The following is a 17,718-nucleotide window of genomic DNA, read 5'->3' as shown; positions in this document are numbered from 1 at the left end:
CTGGTGGAGCGGACTCAGACCGTCAGGGCCCGGTCCGTCGGGCGGATCGGGGCGGGCAGCGCGCTCCTCCCCGTAAGGTACCGGTCCACGCCCCGGGCCGCCGAACGGCCCTCCGCGATCGCCCAGACGATCAGGGACTGACCGCGCCCCGCGTCACCGGCCACGTACACGCCGTCGACGTTGGTGGCGAAGTCGGCGTCGCGGGCGATGTTGCCGCGCTCGTCGAGCTCCAGGCCGAACTGCGCCACCAGGCCGTTGGCCTGGTCGGTGCCGGTGAAGCCCATGGCGAGGGTGACCAGCTGGGCGGGGATCCTCCGCTCGGTGCCCGGCTTCTGGGTGAGCTTGCCGTCGGCGAACTCGACCTCGACGAGGTGCAGGAACTGGACGTTGCCGTCCTCGTCGCCCTCGAAGTGGGTGGTGGAGACGGAGTAGACCCGCTCACCGCCCTCCTCGTGGGCCGAGGTGACCTTGTAGAGCATCGGGAAGGTCGGCCAGGGCTGGTGCCCGGGGCGGTCCTCGCCGGGCCGGGGCATGATCTCCAGCTGGGTGACCGAGGCCGCGCCCTGGCGGTGGGCGGTGCCCACGCAGTCCGCGCCGGTGTCGCCGCCGCCGATGACCACGACGTGCTTGCCCTCGGCGGTCAGCGGGGGCGCCACGAAGTCGCCCTCCTGCACCTTGTTGGCGAGCGGCAGGTACTCCATGGCGAAGTGGATGCCGTTCAGCTCGCGGCCGGGGACCGGCAGGTCGCGGGAGACCGTGGCGCCGGCCGCGACGACCACCGCGTCGTAGCGGCGGCGCAGCTTGGCGGCGTCGATGTCCCGGCCGATCTCGACCTCGGTGCGGAACTTGGTGCCCTCCGCGCGCATCTGCTCGATGCGGCGGTTGATGTGCACCTTCTCCATCTTGAACTCGGGGATGCCGTAGCGCAGCAGTCCGCCGATGCGGTCGGCGCGCTCGTACACCGCGACCGTGTGACCGGCCCGGGTCAGCTGCTGGGCGGCGGCGAGGCCCGCCGGGCCCGAGCCGATGACGGCGACGGTCTTGCCGGAGAGGCGCTCCGGGGGCTGCGGGGTGACGTCGCCGCTGTCCCACGCCTTGTCGATGATCGAGACTTCGACGTTCTTGATGGTGACGGCGGGCTGGTTGATGCCGAGCACGCACGCCGACTCGCAGGGGGCCGGGCACAGCCGCCCGGTGAACTCCGGGAAGTTGTTGGTGGCGTGCAGCCGCTCGGAGGCGGCCGACCAGTCCTCGCGGTAGGCGTAGTCGTTCCACTCGGGGATCAGGTTGCCCAGCGGACAGCCGTTGTGGCAGAAGGGGATGCCGCAGTCCATGCAGCGCCCGGCCTGCTTGCTGATGATCGGCAGCAGCGAGCCGGGAACGTAGACCTCGTTCCAGTCCTTGACGCGCTCGGCCACGGGGCGGGTCCGCGCGACCTCGCGGCCGGTGGTGAGAAAGCCCTTGGGGTCAGCCATTGGTCGCCGCCTCCATCATCTTCTCGGTGGTCTCCTGCTCGGAGAGACCGGCGAGCTCAGCGGCTTCCTTGGCGGCGAGCACTGCCTTGTACGTGGACGGGATGATCTTGCTGAAGCGGGCCGCCGCGGCCGGCCAGTCGGCGAGCAGCTTCTCGGCGACGGTGGAGCCGGTCTCCTCCTGGTGGCGGCGCACGACGTCGTGCAGCCACTGCCCGTCGGCCTCGGTGAGGGGCTCGACGGCGGCCAGGTTGCCGGAGTTGACGTGGTGGAGGTCGAGGTCGACGACGTACGCGATGCCGCCCGACATGCCGGCCGCGAAGTTGCGCCCGGTCTCGCCCAGGACCACCGCGTGGCCGCCGGTCATGTACTCGCAGCCGTGGTCGCCCACGCCCTCCGAGACCACCAGGGCGCCGGAGTTGCGGACGCAGAACCGCTCGCCGGTCCGGCCGCGCAGGAACAGCTCGCCGCCGGTGGCGCCGTAGGCGATGGTGTTGCCCGCGATGGTGGAGTACTCGGCGAGGTGCTCGGCGCCCCGGTCCGGGCGGACGATCACCCGGCCGCCGGAGAGGCCCTTGCCGACGTAGTCGTTGGCGTCGCCCTCCAGGCGCAGCGTGATGCCGCGCGGCACGAAGGCGCCGAAGGACTGGCCCGCCGAGCCGGTGAAGGTGATGTCGACGGTGTCGTCGGGCAGGCCCGCGCCGCCGAACTTCCGGGTCACCTCGTGGCCGAGCATGGTGCCGACCGTCCGGTTGACGTTGCGGATCGCGACCTGGGCGCGGACCGGCTGGGCGGCCTCGGCGGTGGCGGCCTGCAGGGCGTCGGCGGCGAGCTTGATCAGCTCGTTGTCGAGCGCCTTCTCCAGGCCGTGGTCCTGCGCGACCCGGGCGTGGCGCACCGCGCCCTCGGGCAGCTCGGGGACGTGGAAGAGCGCGTCCAGGTCGAGGCCCTGCGCCTTCCAGTGGCGCACCGCGCGGCCGGTGTCCAGCAGCTCGGCGTGGCCGACGGCCTCCTCGATGGTGCGGAAGCCCAGCTCGGCGAGGAGCTCGCGGACCTCCTCGGCGATGAACTCGAAGAAGTTGACGACGAACTCGGGCTTGCCGGAGAAGCGGTCGCGCAGCACCGGGTTCTGGGTGGCGATGCCCACCGGGCAGGTGTCCAGGTGGCAGACGCGCATCATGACGCAGCCGGAGACGACGAGCGGCGCGGTCGCGAAACCGAACTCCTCGGCGCCCAGCAGCGCGGCGATGACGACGTCGCGGCCGGTCTTGAGCTGGCCGTCGGTCTGCACCACGATCCGGTCGCGCAACCCGTTGAGCAGCAGCGTCTGCTGGGTCTCGGCGAGGCCCAGCTCCCAGGGGCCGCCCGCGTGCTTGAGCGAGGTCAGCGGGGAGGCGCCCGTTCCGCCGTCGTGGCCGGAGATCAGGACGACGTCCGCGTGGGCCTTGGAGACACCGGCGGCGACCGTGCCCACGCCGACCTCGGAGACGAGCTTCACGTGGATGCGCGCGGCCGGGTTGGCGTTCTTGAGGTCGTGGATCAGCTGCGCCAGGTCCTCGATGGAGTAGATGTCGTGGTGCGGCGGCGGCGAGATCAGGCCGACGCCGGGCGTCGAGTGACGCGTCTTGGCGACCCACGGGTAGACCTTGTGGCCGGGCAGCTGGCCGCCCTCGCCGGGCTTGGCGCCCTGCGCCATTTTGATCTGGATGTCGTCCGCGTTGACCAGGTACTCGGAGGTGACGCCGAAGCGGCCGGAGGCGACCTGCTTGATGGACGAGCGGCGCGCCGGGTCGTACAGGCGGTCCGGGTCCTCGCCGCCCTCACCGGTGTTGGACTTGCCGCCCAGCTGGTTCATGGCGATGGCGAGCGTCTCGTGCGCCTCGCGCGAGATCGAGCCGTACGACATGGCGCCGGTGGAGAAGCGCTTGACGATCTCGGCGACCGGCTCGACCTCGTCGAGCGGGACCGACGGCCGGTCGGAGGAGAAGCCGAAGAGCCCGCGCAGCGTCATCAGGCGCTCGGACTGCTCGTTCACGCGCTCGGTGTACTTCTTGAAGATGTCGTACCGGCGGCTGCGGGTGGCGTGCTGGAGGCGGAAGACCGTCTCCGGGTCGAACAGGTGCGGCTCGCCCTCGCGGCGCCACTGGTACTCGCCGCCGATCTCCAGCGCGCGGTGCGCCGAGGCGATGCCGGAGACGGGGTACGCCTTGGCGTGCCGGGCGGCGACCTCCTTGGCCACGACGTCCAGGCCCGCGCCGCCGATCTTGGTGGCGGTGCCGTTGAAGTACTTCTGGACGAAGGACTCCTCCAGGCCGACGGCCTCGAAGACCTGGGCGCCCCGGTAGGAGGCGACGGTCGAGATGCCCATCTTGGACATCACCTTGAGGACGCCCTTGCCGAGCGCGTGGATCAGGTTGCGCAGCGCCTGCTCGGGCTCCAGGCCCTCGATGAAGGTGCCCGCGCGGACCAGGTCCTCGACGGACTCCATCGCCAGGTACGGGTTGACGGCGGCGGCGCCGTAGCCGATCAGCAGCGCGACGTGGTGCACCTCGCGCACGTCGCCCGCCTCCACCAGCAGCCCCACCTGGGTGCGCTGCTTGGTGCGGATGAGGTGGTGGTGGACGGCGGCGGTGAGCAGCAGCGACGGGATCGGCGCGTGCTCGGCGTCGGAGTGCCGGTCGGACAGGACGATCAGCCGGGCGCCGTCCTCGATGGCGGCGTCCGTCTCGTCGCAGATGGCGTCGATCCGGGCGGCGAGGGCGTCGCCGCCGCCGGAGACCCGGTACAGGCCGGAGAGCGTGGCGGCCTTCATGCCCGGCATGTCGCCGTCGGCGTTGATGTGTATCAGCTTGGCCAGCTCGTCGTTGTCGATCACCGGGAACGGCAGGGTGACGGAGCGGCAGGACGCGGCGGTCGGGTCGAGCAGATTGCCCTGCGGGCCCAGCGAGGAGCGCAGCGAGGTGACCAGCTCCTCGCGGATGGCGTCCAGCGGCGGGTTGGTGACCTGCGCGAACAGCTGGGTGAAGTAGTCGAAGAGCAGCCGGGGGCGCTCGGAGAGGGCCGCGATCGGCGAGTCCGTGCCCATCGAGCCGAGCGGCTCGCCGCCGGTGCGGGCCATCGGGGCGAGGATGACGCGGAGCTCTTCCTCGGTGTAGCCGAAGGTCTGCTGGCGGCGGGTGACCGAGGCGTGGGTGTGCACGATGTGCTCGCGCTCGGGCAGGTCCTCCAGCTCGATCTCACCGGCCTCCAGCCACTCGGCGTACGGGGCCTCGGCGGCGAGCTGCGCCTTGATCTCGTCGTCCTCGATGATGCGGTGCTCGGCGGTGTCGACGAGGAACATCTTGCCGGGCTGGAGGCGGCCCTTGCGGACGACCTTGGCGGGGTCGATGTCCAGGACGCCGACCTCGGAGGAGAGCACGACCAGACCGTCGTCGGTGACCCAGTAGCGGCCGGGGCGCAGCCCGTTGCGGTCGAGGACCGCGCCGACCTGGGTGCCGTCGGTGAAGGTGACGCAGGCCGGGCCGTCCCAGGGCTCCATCATCGTGGAGTGGTACTGGTAGAAGGCGCGCCGGGCCGGGTCCATCGAGTCGTGGTTCTCCCACGCCTCGGGAACCATCATCAGGACGCTGTGCGGCAGCGAGCGCCCGCCGAGGTGGAGGAGCTCCAGCACCTCGTCGAAGGAGGCGGAGTCGGAGGCGTCCGGGGTGCAGACGGGGAAGATGCGGTCGATCTTCCCGGCGCCCGAGTTGAAGAGGCCGGTGCTCAGCTGCGACTCGCGGGCCACCATCCAGTTGCGGTTGCCCTTGACCGTGTTGATCTCGCCGTTGTGGGCGACGAACCGGTACGGGTGGGCCAGCGGCCAGCTCGGGAAGGTGTTGGTCGAGAAGCGCGAGTGGACGAGCGCGACGGCGGTGGTGAACCGGCGGTCGGAGAGGTCCGGGAAGAACGGCTCCAGCTGTCCGGTGGTGAGCATGCCCTTGTAGACGAGCGTGCGGGCGGAGAGCGAGGGGAAGTACACCCCGGCCTCGCGCTCGGCGCGCTTGCGCAGCACGAACGCCTTGCGGTCCAGCGCGATGCCGCTGCTGGCGCCGTCGGTGACGAAGACCTGGCGGAAGGCGGGCATGGTGGCGCGGGCGCCGTTGCCGAGCAGCTCGGGGGTGACGGGGACCTCGCGCCAGCCGAGGACGGTCAGGCCCTCCTCGGCCGCGATGGCCTCGATGGCGGCGACGGCGTCGGCGTTCTCGTCCGGCGGCAGGAAGGCGGTGCCGACGGCGTAGGCGCCCGCCTCGGGCAGGTCGAAACCGGTGACCTCGCGCAGGAACGCGTCCGGCACCTGGAGCAGGATGCCCGCGCCGTCGCCCGAGTCCGGCTCGGAGCCGGTGGCGCCGCGGTGTTCGAGATTGCGCAGTACGGTCAGCGCCTGCTCGACCAGCTCGTGGCTGGCCTCACCGGTCAGGGTGGCCACGAACCCGACACCGCAGGCGTCGTGTTCGTTACGGGGGTCGTACATCCCCTGCGGAGCAGGTCGACCGTCCATGGGCGACCAGGCGTCGGAACGCATCGGCTCTCCCGTCGTCGTCGTGGCATGTGCTGTGCCGAGGGACGACGTTGGCCCTCTGCGAAATTTCGTGCAGGTTACATGATGGGATGGATCTCGGGAACCGGATAGTCCATTCCAGCATGCGGACACTCGGGCGGCGATCGCCGTGCCGTTCGGGGCAGGCTTCATTGCCTGCGGCGGCGGAGTGTGTACGGCCTATGCCCGCCCGCCACAGAGGCGAAACCGTAGAGTAACGATTAGTTATTCGGGCCTTTGCATACTCCCGCATAGTACGGGTCTCGGGGCGGTCCCGTGCAGGGACATAGGTCACATGGTGGCCCGGGACCCTCCCGGGCGCACGGCGAAGGCCCGCCCGGACGGGGGTGCGTCCGGACGGGCCTTGCGGGCGGGAGGGGCGGGGGAGCCCCGGAGGCGGCCGTTATCCGACCGCCGTGCCGAACAGGGTGCCCAGGCCGAAGGTGAGGGCCGCCGCCGCGCCGCCCAGGGCCAGCTGGCGCAGCCCGCTGAACCACCACGAGCGGGCGGTGACCTTGGCGACCACGGCGCCGCACGCGAAGAGCCCGATCAGCGCCAGCAGCACGGCGGGCCACAGCGCGCTCGCGCCGAGCAGGTACGGCAGTACGGGCAGGATCGCCCCGAGCGCGAAGGAGCCGAACGAGGAGACGGCGGCGACGGCGGGCGAGGGCAGGTCGTCCGGGTCGATGCCGAGCTCCTCGCGGGCGTGTATCTCCAGCGCCTGCTCGGGGTCGCGGGAGAGCTGCATGGCCACCTCGCGGGCGAGCGCGGGCTCGACGCCGCGCGACACGTACAGCTCGGCCAGCTCCTCCATCTCGTCCACCGGGTGCTTGCGCAACTGCTGGCGCTCCACGTCGAGTTCGGCCTCGACCAGCTCGCGCTGCGAGGCGACCGAGGTGTACTCGCCGGCCGCCATCGAGAAGGCGCCGGCGGCCAGGCCCGCGAGGCCGGTGACGACGATGGTGTGCTGCGAGACGGCGCCGCCCGCCACACCGGTCATCAGGGCGAGGTTGGAGACGAGTCCGTCCATCGCGCCGAAGACGGCGGGGCGCAGCCAGCCGCCGTTGACGTCCCGGTGCGTGTGGTTGTCGCGGTGCGCTTCGTGCAGCGCGGCCTCGGTGTTGATGACGGACACGGCTCTCCCCTTGCGTTCGGCGGCGGAGCTTGCGCCCCGCTCCCCCTCGTCGCCCTCGAAAGTACGCTCGATGTAAGCCCCGCGCTAGCAAGGCAGGCCGTACTTACCCAGGTCAGAGGGGTGTTGTGCTCATCCGTGTCCACTTCCGCACACCTGTGGCGGGAGGGTGACGTGAGGACTTCCGAATCGTTCGGCGTGGCAGAGATCAAGCGAACTGCCAGCCGATGCGAAAGGCCCTCCCATGGAGTTGACCGCCGGCGCCCCGGGAACGGCCGAGGCGCTCCGCGAGCGGGGCCGCGGCGCGCTCCTGGGGCTCGCGGTGGGGGACGCGCTGGGCGCCCCCGCCGAGAACATGAAACCGTCCGAGATCCGGGCCCGCTGGGGGCGCATCGAAGGCTTCGTCTCGGACGACCCGGCGGGCACCGACGACACCGAGTACGCCATCTTCTCCGGGCTGCTGCTCGCCCGGCACGGCTCGGCGCTCACCGTCACCCACGTCGAACACGCCTGGCACGACTGGATCGCCGACCGCGACGAGGGGCCGTTCCGGGGCGCCGGCTTCAGCGAGCGCGGCACCCTGGAGAACCTGCGCCGGGGCCTGGCGGCGCCGATCTCCGCCCAGCACCGGCACGCCTGGAGCGACGGCCTGGCGATGCGGGCGGCCCCGTTCGGGGTGTTCGCGGCGGGCGCCCCCCGGGAGGCGGCCCGGCTGGTGGCGATCGACGGGTGCGTCAGCCACGAGGGCGAGGGCATCTACGGCGGCCAGGCGGTGGCGGCCGGGGTCGCGGTCGCGATGACCGGCGCCCACCCGACCTCGGTGATCGCGGCGGCCCTCTCCGTCATCCCGATGGACTCCTGGACCGCGCGCTCGCTGCGCCGCGCGGTGGCCGTGGCCGACCAGGGCGAGCGGGCGGTGCGCTCGGCGGTGGTGATCGGCGGCTACCCCTGGACGGATCTGGCGCCCGAGGCGGTGGCCCTGGCCTTCGGCGCCTTCGCCACGGCCCGGGGCGACTTCACCGGATCGGTCCTCACCGCCGTGAACATGGGCCGCGACGCGGACACCACGGCGGCGGTGGCGGGCGCCCTGGCCGGCGCCCACGGCGGCGCGGGTGCGGTCCCCGGCGCCTGGGCCGCCGCGATCGGCCCGGTCCGGGGCTCCTGTCTGCCCGAGATGCGGGGCTACCACGTCCTGGACATCGCGGACCTGCTGACGCCGGACCCGGAGGAGGAGCAGTGAGCGGCATGAGAGTCGACGACCTGTCGTACACGGACGAGCGGGCGCGGGTCGCGGAGCGCCCGGGGTCGGTGGGCACCGGCGCCCCCGGCGGCCGGGACGGCCACCGCTCCCGGGTCGAGGGGCTGCTGCTGGGGCTCGCCTCGGGGGACGCCGCGGGCTGGCCCGCCGCCCGGCACCGCGCGGCGCGGATGCCCGAGTGGACCCGGCGGCTCACCCGTGAACTGGACACGTTCGCCGAGCAGAACGCCACCACCACGCTGCCCGTCCCCATCGCCCTCAACCAGCCGCCCGAGCCCCTGCGGCTCGGCCCCTCCGACGACGCCGAGTGGGCCGCGTTCGCCGCCGAGACCGTCCTCACCTCGGCCGAGCCGCTGCTGGCCCACCTCTCCCCCGCCCGCCGGGTGCGGGCCGCGGTCGACCGGGCCTGGAACCTGCTGGCCGCCGAGGTCGCGGCGGCGGCCGAGCGGGCCCCCGAGGTGGAGTCGGCGGTGCTCCCGCTGCGCGCCCGCATCTCGGTACGGGCCGGGCTCGGCAACCTCGCCGCCGGACTGCGCCCGCCCGCCACCGGCCACGACAACCCCCACTACTTCGACGACGCCGCCTGTGTGCGCGCCGCCGTCCTCGCCGTCGTCCACCCCGGCGAGCCGGGGGCCGCCGCCGAACTCGCCGAGTTCGACGCCCGCTACACCCAGGACGGCGACGGGGTGCACGGCGCCCGCGCGATCGCCGCGGCCGTCGCGGCGGCGCTCGGCGGCGCGGAGGTCCACGACGCCGTCGGGGCCGCCCTCGCCGAGCTCCCGCCCGACACCGAGATCGGCCGCAACGCCCAGCTCGCCGTCAAGCTGGCGCACGACTTCGCGGACGGCCCGGGCGGCGCGTTCGCCCTCGTACCGCTCCTCGAACACCAGATCGTGGACCACGTCTACAGCTACGGGATCGCCGCCGCCGAGACCGTCCCGGTCGCCCTCGCCCTGGCCACCGCCGCGCGCGGCACGGTCGCCGAGGCCGTCCCGGCGGCGGCCTGTCTGTCCCGGGTCGCGGACTCGGCGCCCGCTCTCGCCGGGGCGCTCACCGGGGCGCTGGGCGGCCGGGCCGCGATCCCCGGCCCCTGGCTGGACGCCTGCCGCACCCTGTCCGGCTGCGCCCTGCCACGGCTGGCCGGGACCGATCTGGTGGAGCTCGCCGGGCTGCTGGCCGGGGGCGCACCGCACCACCCGCGCGGCTGACCTTTGCGCCACCACCGGGGGAAAGTGCCGCGAACCACCCCGAACTAAACGTCCGGGGTGGACAATTCCGGCATGACGCTCACGACGTCGTACACGACGCTCACCCTTGAGGACCGCATCACCGGCGCCTTGGTCGGCGCCGCCGTGGGCGACGCCCTCGGCGGCCCGGTCGAGGGCTACACCCCCGAGCAGATCCTGGACCGGCACGGCGGCCGGGTCCACGGCGTCGTCGGCCCCTGGCACGGCGACGACTGGCGCACCGCGCGGCCCATCGCGCCGTACCACAAGGGCGACGGACACGTCACCGACGACACCTTGATGACGCACGCCCTGGTCCGGGTCTACGAGACCGTGCGCGACCACCTCGACGCGTACGCGGTCGCGGACCACCTGGTGCCCGACCTGATCTCCCACCCGCGCTGGATCCCCGAACTGGAGGCGGAGGCCCTGCCGCTGCACCGGCTCTTCCTCGCCGAGAAGTGGATCGTGTCCCGGCTGCACTACGGCCACGCCGACCCGCGCGAGGCGGGCAGCGGCAACATCGTCAACTGCGGCGCCGCGATGTACATGGCACCGGTCGGCCTGGTCAACGCGGCCAACCCGGCGGCTGCCTACGCCGAGGCGCTGGAGGTCGCGGCCCCGCACCAGTCCTCCTACGGGCGGGAGGCGGCGGGCGTCTTCGCCGCCGGGGTGGCCGCCGCCTGCACGCCCGGCGCCACCGCGCGGACGGTGGTGGACGACTGCCTGGCGCTGGCCAAGGACGGCACGCGCGCGGCCATCGAGGCGGTGGCCGAAGTCGCCGCCGGACACACCGACTTCGAGTCGGCGCTGGCCCCGCTGAGAGCGGCCGTCGCCCCCTTCGACACGGTCGGCCCCGACTACCGCGCCCCCTCCCTCGCCGCCCGCCGCCCCTCCCGGCTGCACGCCATCGAGGAGCTCCCCGTCGCCCTCGGCATGCTCCTGGTCGCCGACGGGGACTACCGCACCTCGGTCCTGGGAGCCGTCAACTACGGCCGGGACTGCGACTCGATCGCCACCATGGCGGGCGCGCTGGCGGGCGCGCTGCGGGGCGAGGGGCCGGTCCCGGCCGCCTGGTCCAAGACGGTGGCCGAGGCCAGCCGCCTCGACCTGCACGCCCCGGCCGACGCGCTGGCGGCGGTGGCCCGCGAGGTGCACACCAAGGACCGCGCCCGCCAGGCCGCCCACCACGCCGCCTTCGAGGCGCTGACCCGGTGAGCGGCGTACGGCTGACCTGGGTGCAGCCGGAGGACCTGCTGCCCCACGAGCTGCGCCAGGCGGCCGAGGACGGCCGGGACGCGGCGGCGGTCGCGGCGCGCTGGACGGCGGCGGGCGGCAGCCTCCGCCCCGGCGCGGGCGGCGCGTCCCCGGTCCCGGCGCCGCCGCACCTGCGCGCCCTGGCCCGCCGCCTGCTGGACGAACTGGCCGCGCTCGCACCGCCGTCGGCGGACCGCGAGCCGACCGGGCTCGCCGCCATCGCGCGGGCGTGCGCGCCCGCCCGGCCCCCGGAGCCGCCGGCGCGCGGCCCGGGGAGGTCCGCCCTGCACGCCGCCTGGCTCGGCCGGGCCGTGGGCTGCCTGCTGGGCAAGCCCGTCGAGAAGCTGCCCCTGGACGGCATCCGCCGGATCGCCCGCGCCACCGGCAACTGGCCCCTGCACACCTGGTTCACCGCCCGGGGGCTGCCCGCCGACATCGCCGCCGCGCACCCGTGGAACCGCCGCTCGGCCCCCACCTCCCTCGCCGAGAACATCGACGGCATGCCCGAGGACGACGACCTCAACTACCCGCTGCTCGGGCTGCTCCTGCTCCAGCGGCACGGCCCGGCGTTCACCACGGACGACGTCGCCCGGCTGTGGCTGGACGAGCTCCCGGCCGGGCGCACGTTCACCGCCGAGCGGGTCGCCTACCGCAATCTGCTCGACGGCGTCGAGCCGCCGCACACCGCCACCCACCGCAACCCGTTCCGCGAGTGGATCGGCGCCGCCATCCGCGCCGACGTGCACGGCTGGACCCACCCGGGCGACCCCTGGGCCGCCGCCGCGCAGGCCCACCGCGACGCCGTCCTCACCCACACCGCCAACGGCGTGTACGGGGCGATGTTCAACGCAGCCGCGATCGCCCTGGCCGCCGGGGGCGCGCACGACGTGCACGGCTGCCTCGACGGCGCGCTCGCCGTCATCCCGCCGCGCTCCCGGCTCGCCGACGCCGTCCGCCTCGGCATCGCGCTGGCCCGCGCGGAGCCCGGCTTCGACACCGTGGTGGACCGGCTGCACACGGCGCTCGGCGCCTACCACTGGGTGCACGCCGTCCCCAACGCCGCCCTGCTCGCCGCCGCCCTCACCCACGCCGACGGCGACTTCTCCGGCTCCATCTGCCGTGCGGTGTCCGGTGGTTGGGACACCGACTCCAACGGCGCCACCGCCGGATCGCTGGCCGGACTGCTCGCCGGGCACCCCGACGCGCTCCCCGGGCGGTGGACCGCCCCCCTCAAGAACCGCCTCGCCACCTCCGTCACCGGCTTCGACGGCGTCGGCTTCGACACCCTCGCGGAACTCACCGCACGACTCACCCCCCAGCAGCCCCACCCGCACACCCCACAGGAGGTACGGAGCGCATGACGCGTATCGCGGTGCTCGGCAGCACCAACATGGACCTGGTCGCCTACGTGACGGCCGCCCCGCGCCGCGGCGAGACCGTCACCGGCCTCGCATTCCGTACGGTCCCCGGCGGCAAGGGCGCCAACCAGGCCGTCGCGGCGGCCCGCGCGGGCGGCGACGTGGCGATGATCGGGGCCGTCGGCACCGACGAGTTCGGCCCCCGGCTGCGCACCTCCCTCGACAGCTCCGGCGTCGACACCGACCTCCTGCGCACCACCGAGGGCCCCTCGGGCACCGCCCACATCGTGGTCGACGCGCAGGGCGGCAACGCCATCGTCGTCATCCCCGGCGCCAACGCCTCCGTCACCCACCTCGGCCCGGGCGACGAGGCCGCCATCGCCGCCGCCGAGGCCCTGCTGCTCCAGCTGGAGCTGCCGATGGCCACCGTGGTCGAGGGCGCCTCGGCGGCCCGGCGGCACGGCGTGCGCACGGTCCTCACCCCCTCCCCCGTCCAGCCCCTGCCGCCCGAACTCCTGGCCGCCACCGACCTGTTGGTGGCCAACGAGTACGAGGCGACCACCCTGACCGGGGCCGCGGACGCCAAGGCCGCCGTCCGCGCCCTGCTCGACCTGGTCCCGGCGGCCGTGGTGACCCTGGGCGCGCGCGGCAGCATGTACGCGGCGCGCGGCGGCGAACCGCTCGCGGTCGCCGCCCCCGAGGTCACCGCCGTCGACACCACGGGCGCGGGCGACACCTTCGTGGGCGCCCTCGCCGTCGCCCTCGGCGAGGGCCGGACCACGCCCGACGCGCTGGCCTGGGCGTCGGCCGCCGCCGCGCTCTCGGTCCAGCGGCCCGGCGCCGCCACCTCCATGCCGTACCGCGCCGAGATCGACGCGGAGTCGGCCCGGGACGACGGGGCCGGACGATGACACCGCCGCTCGGGGAGCTGCGCGTCCTGGACCTCGCCACCCTCTTCGCCGGGCCGCTGGCCGCCACCATGCTGGGCGACTTCGGCGCCGAGGTCATCAAGGTCGAGCACCCCCACCGCCCCGACCCCTCGCGCGGCCACGGCCCCGCCAAGGACGGGGTGGGCCTGTGGTGGAAGCTGCTCGGCCGCAACAAACGGACCATCACCCTCGACCTGTCCACCCCCGGCGGCCGGGACGTCCTGCTGCGACTGGCCGCCTCCACCGATGTGATCATCGAGAACTTCCGGCCCGGCACCCTGGAGCGCTGGGGCCTGGGCTGGCCCGAACTCTCCGCCGCCAACGGCGCGTTGGTCCTGGCCCGGGTCACCGGCTTCGGCCAGGACGGCCCGTACGCGCACCGGCCCGGCTTCGGCACCCTCGCCGAGGCGATGAGCGGCTTCGCGGCCGTCACCGGCGAGCCGGACGGGCCCCCGACCCTGCCGCCGTTCGGCCTCGCCGACTCGATCGCCGCGCTGGCCACCGCGTACGCCGTGCTCACCGCGCTCACCGCGCGCGCCGCCACCGGGCGCGGCCAGGTGATCGACATGGCGATCATCGAGCCGATCCTGACAGTCCTCGGCCCCCAGCCCATCTGGTACGACCAGCTCGGCTACGTCCAGCCGCGCACGGGCAACCGCTCCCGCAACAACGCCCCGCGCAACACCTACCGCACGGCGGACGGGAGTTGGCTGGCCGTCTCCACCTCGGCCCAGTCGGTCGCCGAGCGCGTGATGCGCCTGGTGGGCCGCCCGGAGCTGATCGGCGAACCGTGGTTCGCCAGCGGGGCGGGCCGGGCCGAGCACGCCGACCTCCTGGACCGGGCGGTCGGGGACTGGATCGGGCGGCGCACCCGCGAGGAGGCGCTGACCGCCTTCGAGAAGGCGGAGGCGGCGATCGCACCGGTCTACGACATCCGGGACGTGATGGCCGACCCCCAGTACCGGGCGCTGGACACGCTCACCACGGTCGAGGATCCGGAGCTCGGGCCGGTGCGGATGCAGAACGTACTGTTCCGGCTCTCCGAGACACCGGGCGCGATCCGCTGGGCCGGGCGCCCGCACGGCGCGGACACGGACGCGGTCCTCAGCGAACTGGGGCTCTCCGCGCCCGAGATCGGCGCCCTGCGCCGGGCGGGCGTCCTGTGACGGCGATCGCGCCGACGGCGATCCCGCTGACCTGGCTGTACGTCCCCGGCGACCGGCCACAGGTGATCGAGAAGGCGCTGTCGGCGGGGGCGGACGTGGTCATCGTGGACCTGGAGGACGCGGTCGCGCCGGACCGCAAGGCGTACGCGCGGGCGGCGGCGGCCGAGCTGCTCGCCGACCCGCTGTCCACCCCCGTCCACGTCCGGGTGGCCGTCGAGGACGACGTACTGGCCGTGGCCGGGCTGCCGGGCCTCGCGGGCCTGCGCCTGCCGAAGATCACCGATGCCCGCCAGGTCCGGCGGGTCGCGGGGCTCGCCCCCGGCGTCGGCCTCCATCCTCTCCTGGAGAGCGCGCTGGGCGTGGAGCACGCGTACGCGATCGCCACCGCGCATCCGGCGGTACGGGGCATCGCGCTGGGCGAGGCGGACCTCTGCGCGGACCTCGGCGTACGCGACGAGTCGGGCCTGGACTGGCCGCGCAGCCGGATCGTGGTGGCGGCCCGGGCGGCGGGCCTGGCCCCGCCCGTACAGTCCGTGTACCGGCACATCAGCGATCTGGCCGGGCTCGCGGCGTCGTGCGCGCGCGGGCGTTCGCTGGGGTTCCTGGGGCGGGCGGCGATCCATCCGGCGCAGCTGCCGGTGATCGAACGGGCCTATCTGCCGCCGCCGGCCGAGGTGGCCGCGGCGGAGGAGGTGCTGTCGGCGGCGCCCACGGACACGGGGGCGCTGGCGCTGGCGGACGGGCGGTTCGTGGACGCGGCAGTGGTGGAGGCCGCCCGCCGCACCCTGGCCCTGTCCCGAAGAGACCCCCCACCCCACCCGGTCCCTTGAACCTCCGGGGGCGGGGGGGCCGGGTGTTCACCTGCGGACCGGTGGGGCTGACCTCGCGGGGCGCTGGGCGTTCACCTGCGGGCCGGTGGAGGGCTGGTCGCGCAGTTCCCCGCGCCCCTGAAAAACCAGTGGCTGTGCGGAACACCCGACTGCGGCCTACCCCCCCCCCAGGGGCGCGGGGAACTGCGCGAGAAGCGAGCACGGTCCGCGGACGAACGAGGGTTTGAAGGGGCGCGGGGAACGGCGCGACCAGCCCCGTACGGCCCGCAGACAAACGCACCCCCAGGGGCGCGGGGAACTGCGCGGCCAGCCCCGTACGGCCCGCGGGCGAGCGTCGGGCCCGCCCCGCCTCAGCCCTTGCTGGGCGACCCGTTCTCGGACGGCACCGACTTCTCCGCCCCCGGCTCGCCCTCCGAGGCGTCCTTGGCGGGCGCATCCACGGACGGCGCATCCACAGACGCCGCGTCCGCAGACGGCACGTCCCCGGCGGACGGCGCGTCCTCCGACTGCGCGTCCCCGGACGGCGCCTCCGGCTCCACGACCTCTTCCCGCCCCGGCCGCACCCGCGAAGAAATCACGATGTACGTCACGGCGAGCACGAACACCGTGATCGCGGTCCAGTCGTTGAGGCGCAGCCCCAGCACATGGTGGGCCTCGTCCACGCGCATGTACTCGATCCAGCCGCGCCCCACGCAGTACGCCGCGACGTACAGCGCGAACGCCCGCCCGTGGCCCAGCTTGAAGCGGCGGTCGGCCCAGATGACGAGGAAGCCGACGCCGATGCACCACAGGGACTCGTAGAGGAACGTCGGGTGGTAGGTGCCCGCGACCCGGTTGGTGCCCTCGGAGATCTTCAGCGCCCACGGCACATCGGTGGGCTTGCCGTACAGCTCCTGGTTGAACCAGTTGCCCCAGCGGCCTGCGGCCTGGGCGAAGGCGATGCCGGGGGCCAGGGCGTCGGCCCAGGCCGGGAGCGGGATGCCCCGGCGGCGGCAGCCGATCCACGCGCCGACCGCGCCGAACGCGATCGCGCCCCAGATGCCGAGCCCGCCCTGCCAGATCTTGAAGGCGTCGACCCAGTCCTCACCGTCGCTGAAGTACAGCTGGTAGTCGGTGATGACGTGGTAGAGACGGCCGCCGACTAGGCCGAAGGGCACCGCCCAGACGGCGATGTCGGCCACCGTGCCGGCTCTGCCGCCACGGGCGATCCAGCGCTTGTTGCCGTACCAGACGGCGATGAAGACACCGATGATGATGCAGAAGGCGTAGCCGCGCAGCGGGATCGGTCCGAGGTGGATCACGCCGGTCGACGGGCTGGGAATGAAGGCGAGGTTCATGGCAGGGTCGACGCTACCTTGCCGGGCGAGCGGGCGGACCACCCGCCCGGCAACTTATGGGTAACGAGCGCCGCGAAGCGGCTTACGGGGCCACCTGGACGGGAGCCCCCGCACCGGCCGGGGCGCCCGCCCCGCCGTGGCCCGGCACCCTCTTGGGCGCGGCTCCCGGCGCGTGGGTCACGCCCGCGCCGTGCGCCGCCTTGGAGTCCCCGGCCACCGCGCCGGCGCCGCCCTTGCCGGTCCCCGGGGCCGCGCCGGGCGCGCCCGAGGCGGCGGGCGTGGCCGAGGCGGACGGCGTGGCCGCGCCCGGCGCGGACGGCTTCACGGTGCCCGCGGGCTTGCCCTTGTTGGCCTCGGCGACCCACTTCTTCAGGTTCGCCGGGCTGATCTGTTCGCTGCCCTTCTGCGGGAACACCGACTCGCCGTTGAGCTGGACCGTCGGGGTGCCGCTGAAGCCGCCGTTCTGGAAGGCGTCGTTGGACTTGGCGACCCAGCTGTTGTGCCTGCCCTCCTCCACGCAGGAGCGGAACGCGGGCGTGTCGAGCCCGGGGACCTTGCCGGCCAGCTCGATCAGCTTGGCGCTCTTCGCGTAGGCGTCGTCCGTCTCCTGCGGCTGGTTGCTGTAGAGCACGTCGTGGTACTCGGAGAACTTCCCCGCGTCCTGCGCGCAGCCCGCCGCGTTCGCCGCGTGGAGCGAGCCGCTGCCGCCGAGGTTGCGGTCGATCAGGGTGGCGAGGTGGTACTGGACGCGGAGCTGGCCGCGGTCCTCCAGCTCGTGGACCGTGGCACGGAAGCCGTTCTCGAACGCGGCGCAGGCCGGACAGCGGAAGTCCTCCCACACCGTCAGCGTGGACGGCGCGTCGCTCGCCCCCACCGGGATGGCCAGGTTGTCCTTGCCCTCGGCGCCGGCGGGCGCCAGCAGCGGGCCCGAGGCGCTCTTCTTGCCGCCGCCGCTCTTGGTGTTGGCCGCGATCACGCCGATCACCGCGGCCAGCCCGAGGACGCACACCACCGCCCCCGCGACGATCATCGTGCGGCGGCGCCGGTCCTGGGACCGCTGCCGCTCACGCTCCTGGGCCAGTCGCTCGCGGGCCGTTCGTTTGCCTTCTTGGTTCTTCTCGCTCACACCCGCAGCAACGAACCGGGGAGGCACCCTCGTGCCTCCCCGGTCCCAGAA

Annotated in this window: 11 protein-coding genes and 1 pseudogene; 7 read left to right on the top strand and 5 right to left on the bottom strand. The window is 74.0% G+C overall.

Annotated features, from left to right (window positions below; all coding sequences use genetic code 11):
* Positions 1-14: 14 nt before the first annotated feature.
* The 3 genes from AB5J87_RS26015 to AB5J87_RS26005 all read right to left on the bottom strand — a co-directional run bounded on the left by AB5J87_RS26015 (position 15) and on the right by AB5J87_RS26005 (position 7,183).
* A complete protein-coding gene (locus tag AB5J87_RS26015; protein ID WP_369379743.1) occupies positions 15-1,475 on the bottom strand; it encodes a glutamate synthase subunit beta in 1,461 nt (486 codons plus the stop codon).
* A complete protein-coding gene (gene gltB / locus AB5J87_RS26010) occupies positions 1,468-6,033 on the bottom strand; it encodes a glutamate synthase large subunit (protein WP_369379740.1) in 4,566 nt (1,521 codons plus the stop codon). The genes AB5J87_RS26015 and gltB overlap by 8 nt, the downstream gene beginning before the upstream one ends.
* A gap of 418 nt (positions 6,034-6,451) precedes the next feature.
* On the bottom strand, positions 6,452-7,183 hold the full coding sequence (locus tag AB5J87_RS26005; RefSeq protein WP_369379739.1) for a VIT1/CCC1 transporter family protein: 732 nt from the start codon (positions 7,181-7,183) through the stop codon (positions 6,452-6,454).
* Positions 7,184-7,424: 241 nt separating this feature from the next.
* Between AB5J87_RS26005 and AB5J87_RS26000 the strand changes: the two genes are divergently transcribed.
* The 7 genes from AB5J87_RS26000 to AB5J87_RS25970 all read left to right on the top strand — a co-directional run bounded on the left by AB5J87_RS26000 (position 7,425) and on the right by AB5J87_RS25970 (position 15,204).
* Positions 7,425-8,420, top strand: coding sequence for an ADP-ribosylglycohydrolase family protein (locus AB5J87_RS26000; RefSeq protein WP_369379738.1), 996 nt, complete (start codon positions 7,425-7,427; stop codon positions 8,418-8,420).
* 5 nt (positions 8,421-8,425) lie between these two features.
* Complete coding sequence (locus AB5J87_RS25995) at positions 8,426-9,646, top strand: ADP-ribosylglycohydrolase family protein (protein ID WP_369383673.1); 1,221 nt, start codon at positions 8,426-8,428, stop codon at positions 9,644-9,646.
* Positions 9,647-9,718: 72 nt separating this feature from the next.
* Positions 9,719-10,882, top strand: a complete 1,164-nt coding sequence (locus AB5J87_RS25990) for an ADP-ribosylglycohydrolase family protein (protein WP_369379735.1) — start codon at positions 9,719-9,721, stop codon at positions 10,880-10,882.
* Entirely contained in the window at positions 10,879-12,282 is a 1,404-nt protein-coding gene (locus tag AB5J87_RS25985) for an ADP-ribosylglycohydrolase family protein (RefSeq protein WP_369379733.1), read from the top strand. Before AB5J87_RS25990 ends, AB5J87_RS25985 begins: the two co-directional genes overlap by 4 nt.
* Positions 12,279-13,190 carry a ribokinase gene (locus AB5J87_RS25980; RefSeq protein ID WP_369379731.1) on the top strand — a complete coding sequence of 304 codons (912 nt, stop codon included), beginning with the start codon at positions 12,279-12,281 and terminating at the stop codon, positions 13,188-13,190. The genes AB5J87_RS25985 and AB5J87_RS25980 overlap by 4 nt, the downstream gene beginning before the upstream one ends.
* Positions 13,187-14,374, top strand: a complete 1,188-nt coding sequence (locus AB5J87_RS25975) for a CaiB/BaiF CoA transferase family protein (RefSeq protein ID WP_369379729.1) — start codon at positions 13,187-13,189, stop codon at positions 14,372-14,374. Before AB5J87_RS25980 ends, AB5J87_RS25975 begins: the two co-directional genes overlap by 4 nt.
* Positions 14,371-15,204, top strand: a complete 834-nt coding sequence (locus AB5J87_RS25970) for a CoA ester lyase (RefSeq protein WP_369379727.1) — start codon at positions 14,371-14,373, stop codon at positions 15,202-15,204. Before AB5J87_RS25975 ends, AB5J87_RS25970 begins: the two co-directional genes overlap by 4 nt.
* A 350-nt stretch (positions 15,205-15,554) precedes the next feature.
* Here AB5J87_RS25970 and lgt read toward each other — a convergent pair whose 3' ends face one another.
* Both lgt and AB5J87_RS25960 read right to left on the bottom strand, forming a co-directional pair.
* A complete protein-coding gene (lgt, locus tag AB5J87_RS25965) occupies positions 15,555-16,541 on the bottom strand; it encodes a prolipoprotein diacylglyceryl transferase (RefSeq protein ID WP_369379726.1) in 987 nt (328 codons plus the stop codon).
* 313 nt (positions 16,542-16,854) lie between these two features.
* Positions 16,855-17,667, bottom strand: a pseudogene (locus AB5J87_RS25960) (DsbA family protein); the annotation flags it as partial.
* Between the last annotated feature and the right edge of the window lie 51 nt (positions 17,668-17,718).

Source organism: Streptomyces sp. cg36 (assembly GCF_041080675.1).
Lineage (GTDB): Bacteria > Actinomycetota > Actinomycetes > Streptomycetales > Streptomycetaceae > Streptomyces.
This window is presented reverse-complemented; position numbering and strand designations above follow the sequence as displayed.

Excerpts from the sequence above, each read along its gene's own strand:
- AB5J87_RS26000 (WP_369379738.1), top strand. The coding sequence starts at position 7,425 with ATGGAGTTGACCGCCGGCGCCCCGGGAACGGCCGAGGCGCTCCGCGAG.
- AB5J87_RS25975 (WP_369379729.1), top strand. The coding sequence starts at position 13,187 with ATGACACCGCCGCTCGGGGAGCTGCGCGTCCTGGACCTCGCCACCCTC.
- AB5J87_RS25980 (WP_369379731.1), top strand. The coding sequence starts at position 12,279 with ATGACGCGTATCGCGGTGCTCGGCAGCACCAACATGGACCTGGTCGCC.
- AB5J87_RS25990 (WP_369379735.1), top strand. The coding sequence starts at position 9,719 with ATGACGCTCACGACGTCGTACACGACGCTCACCCTTGAGGACCGCATC.
- AB5J87_RS26015 (WP_369379743.1), bottom strand. The coding sequence starts at position 1,475 with ATGGCTGACCCCAAGGGCTTTCTCACCACCGGCCGCGAGGTCGCGCGG.
- gltB (WP_369379740.1), bottom strand. The coding sequence starts at position 6,033 with ATGCGTTCCGACGCCTGGTCGCCCATGGACGGTCGACCTGCTCCGCAG.
- lgt (WP_369379726.1), bottom strand. The coding sequence starts at position 16,541 with ATGAACCTCGCCTTCATTCCCAGCCCGTCGACCGGCGTGATCCACCTC.
- AB5J87_RS25995 (WP_369383673.1), top strand. The coding sequence starts at position 8,426 with ATGAGAGTCGACGACCTGTCGTACACGGACGAGCGGGCGCGGGTCGCG.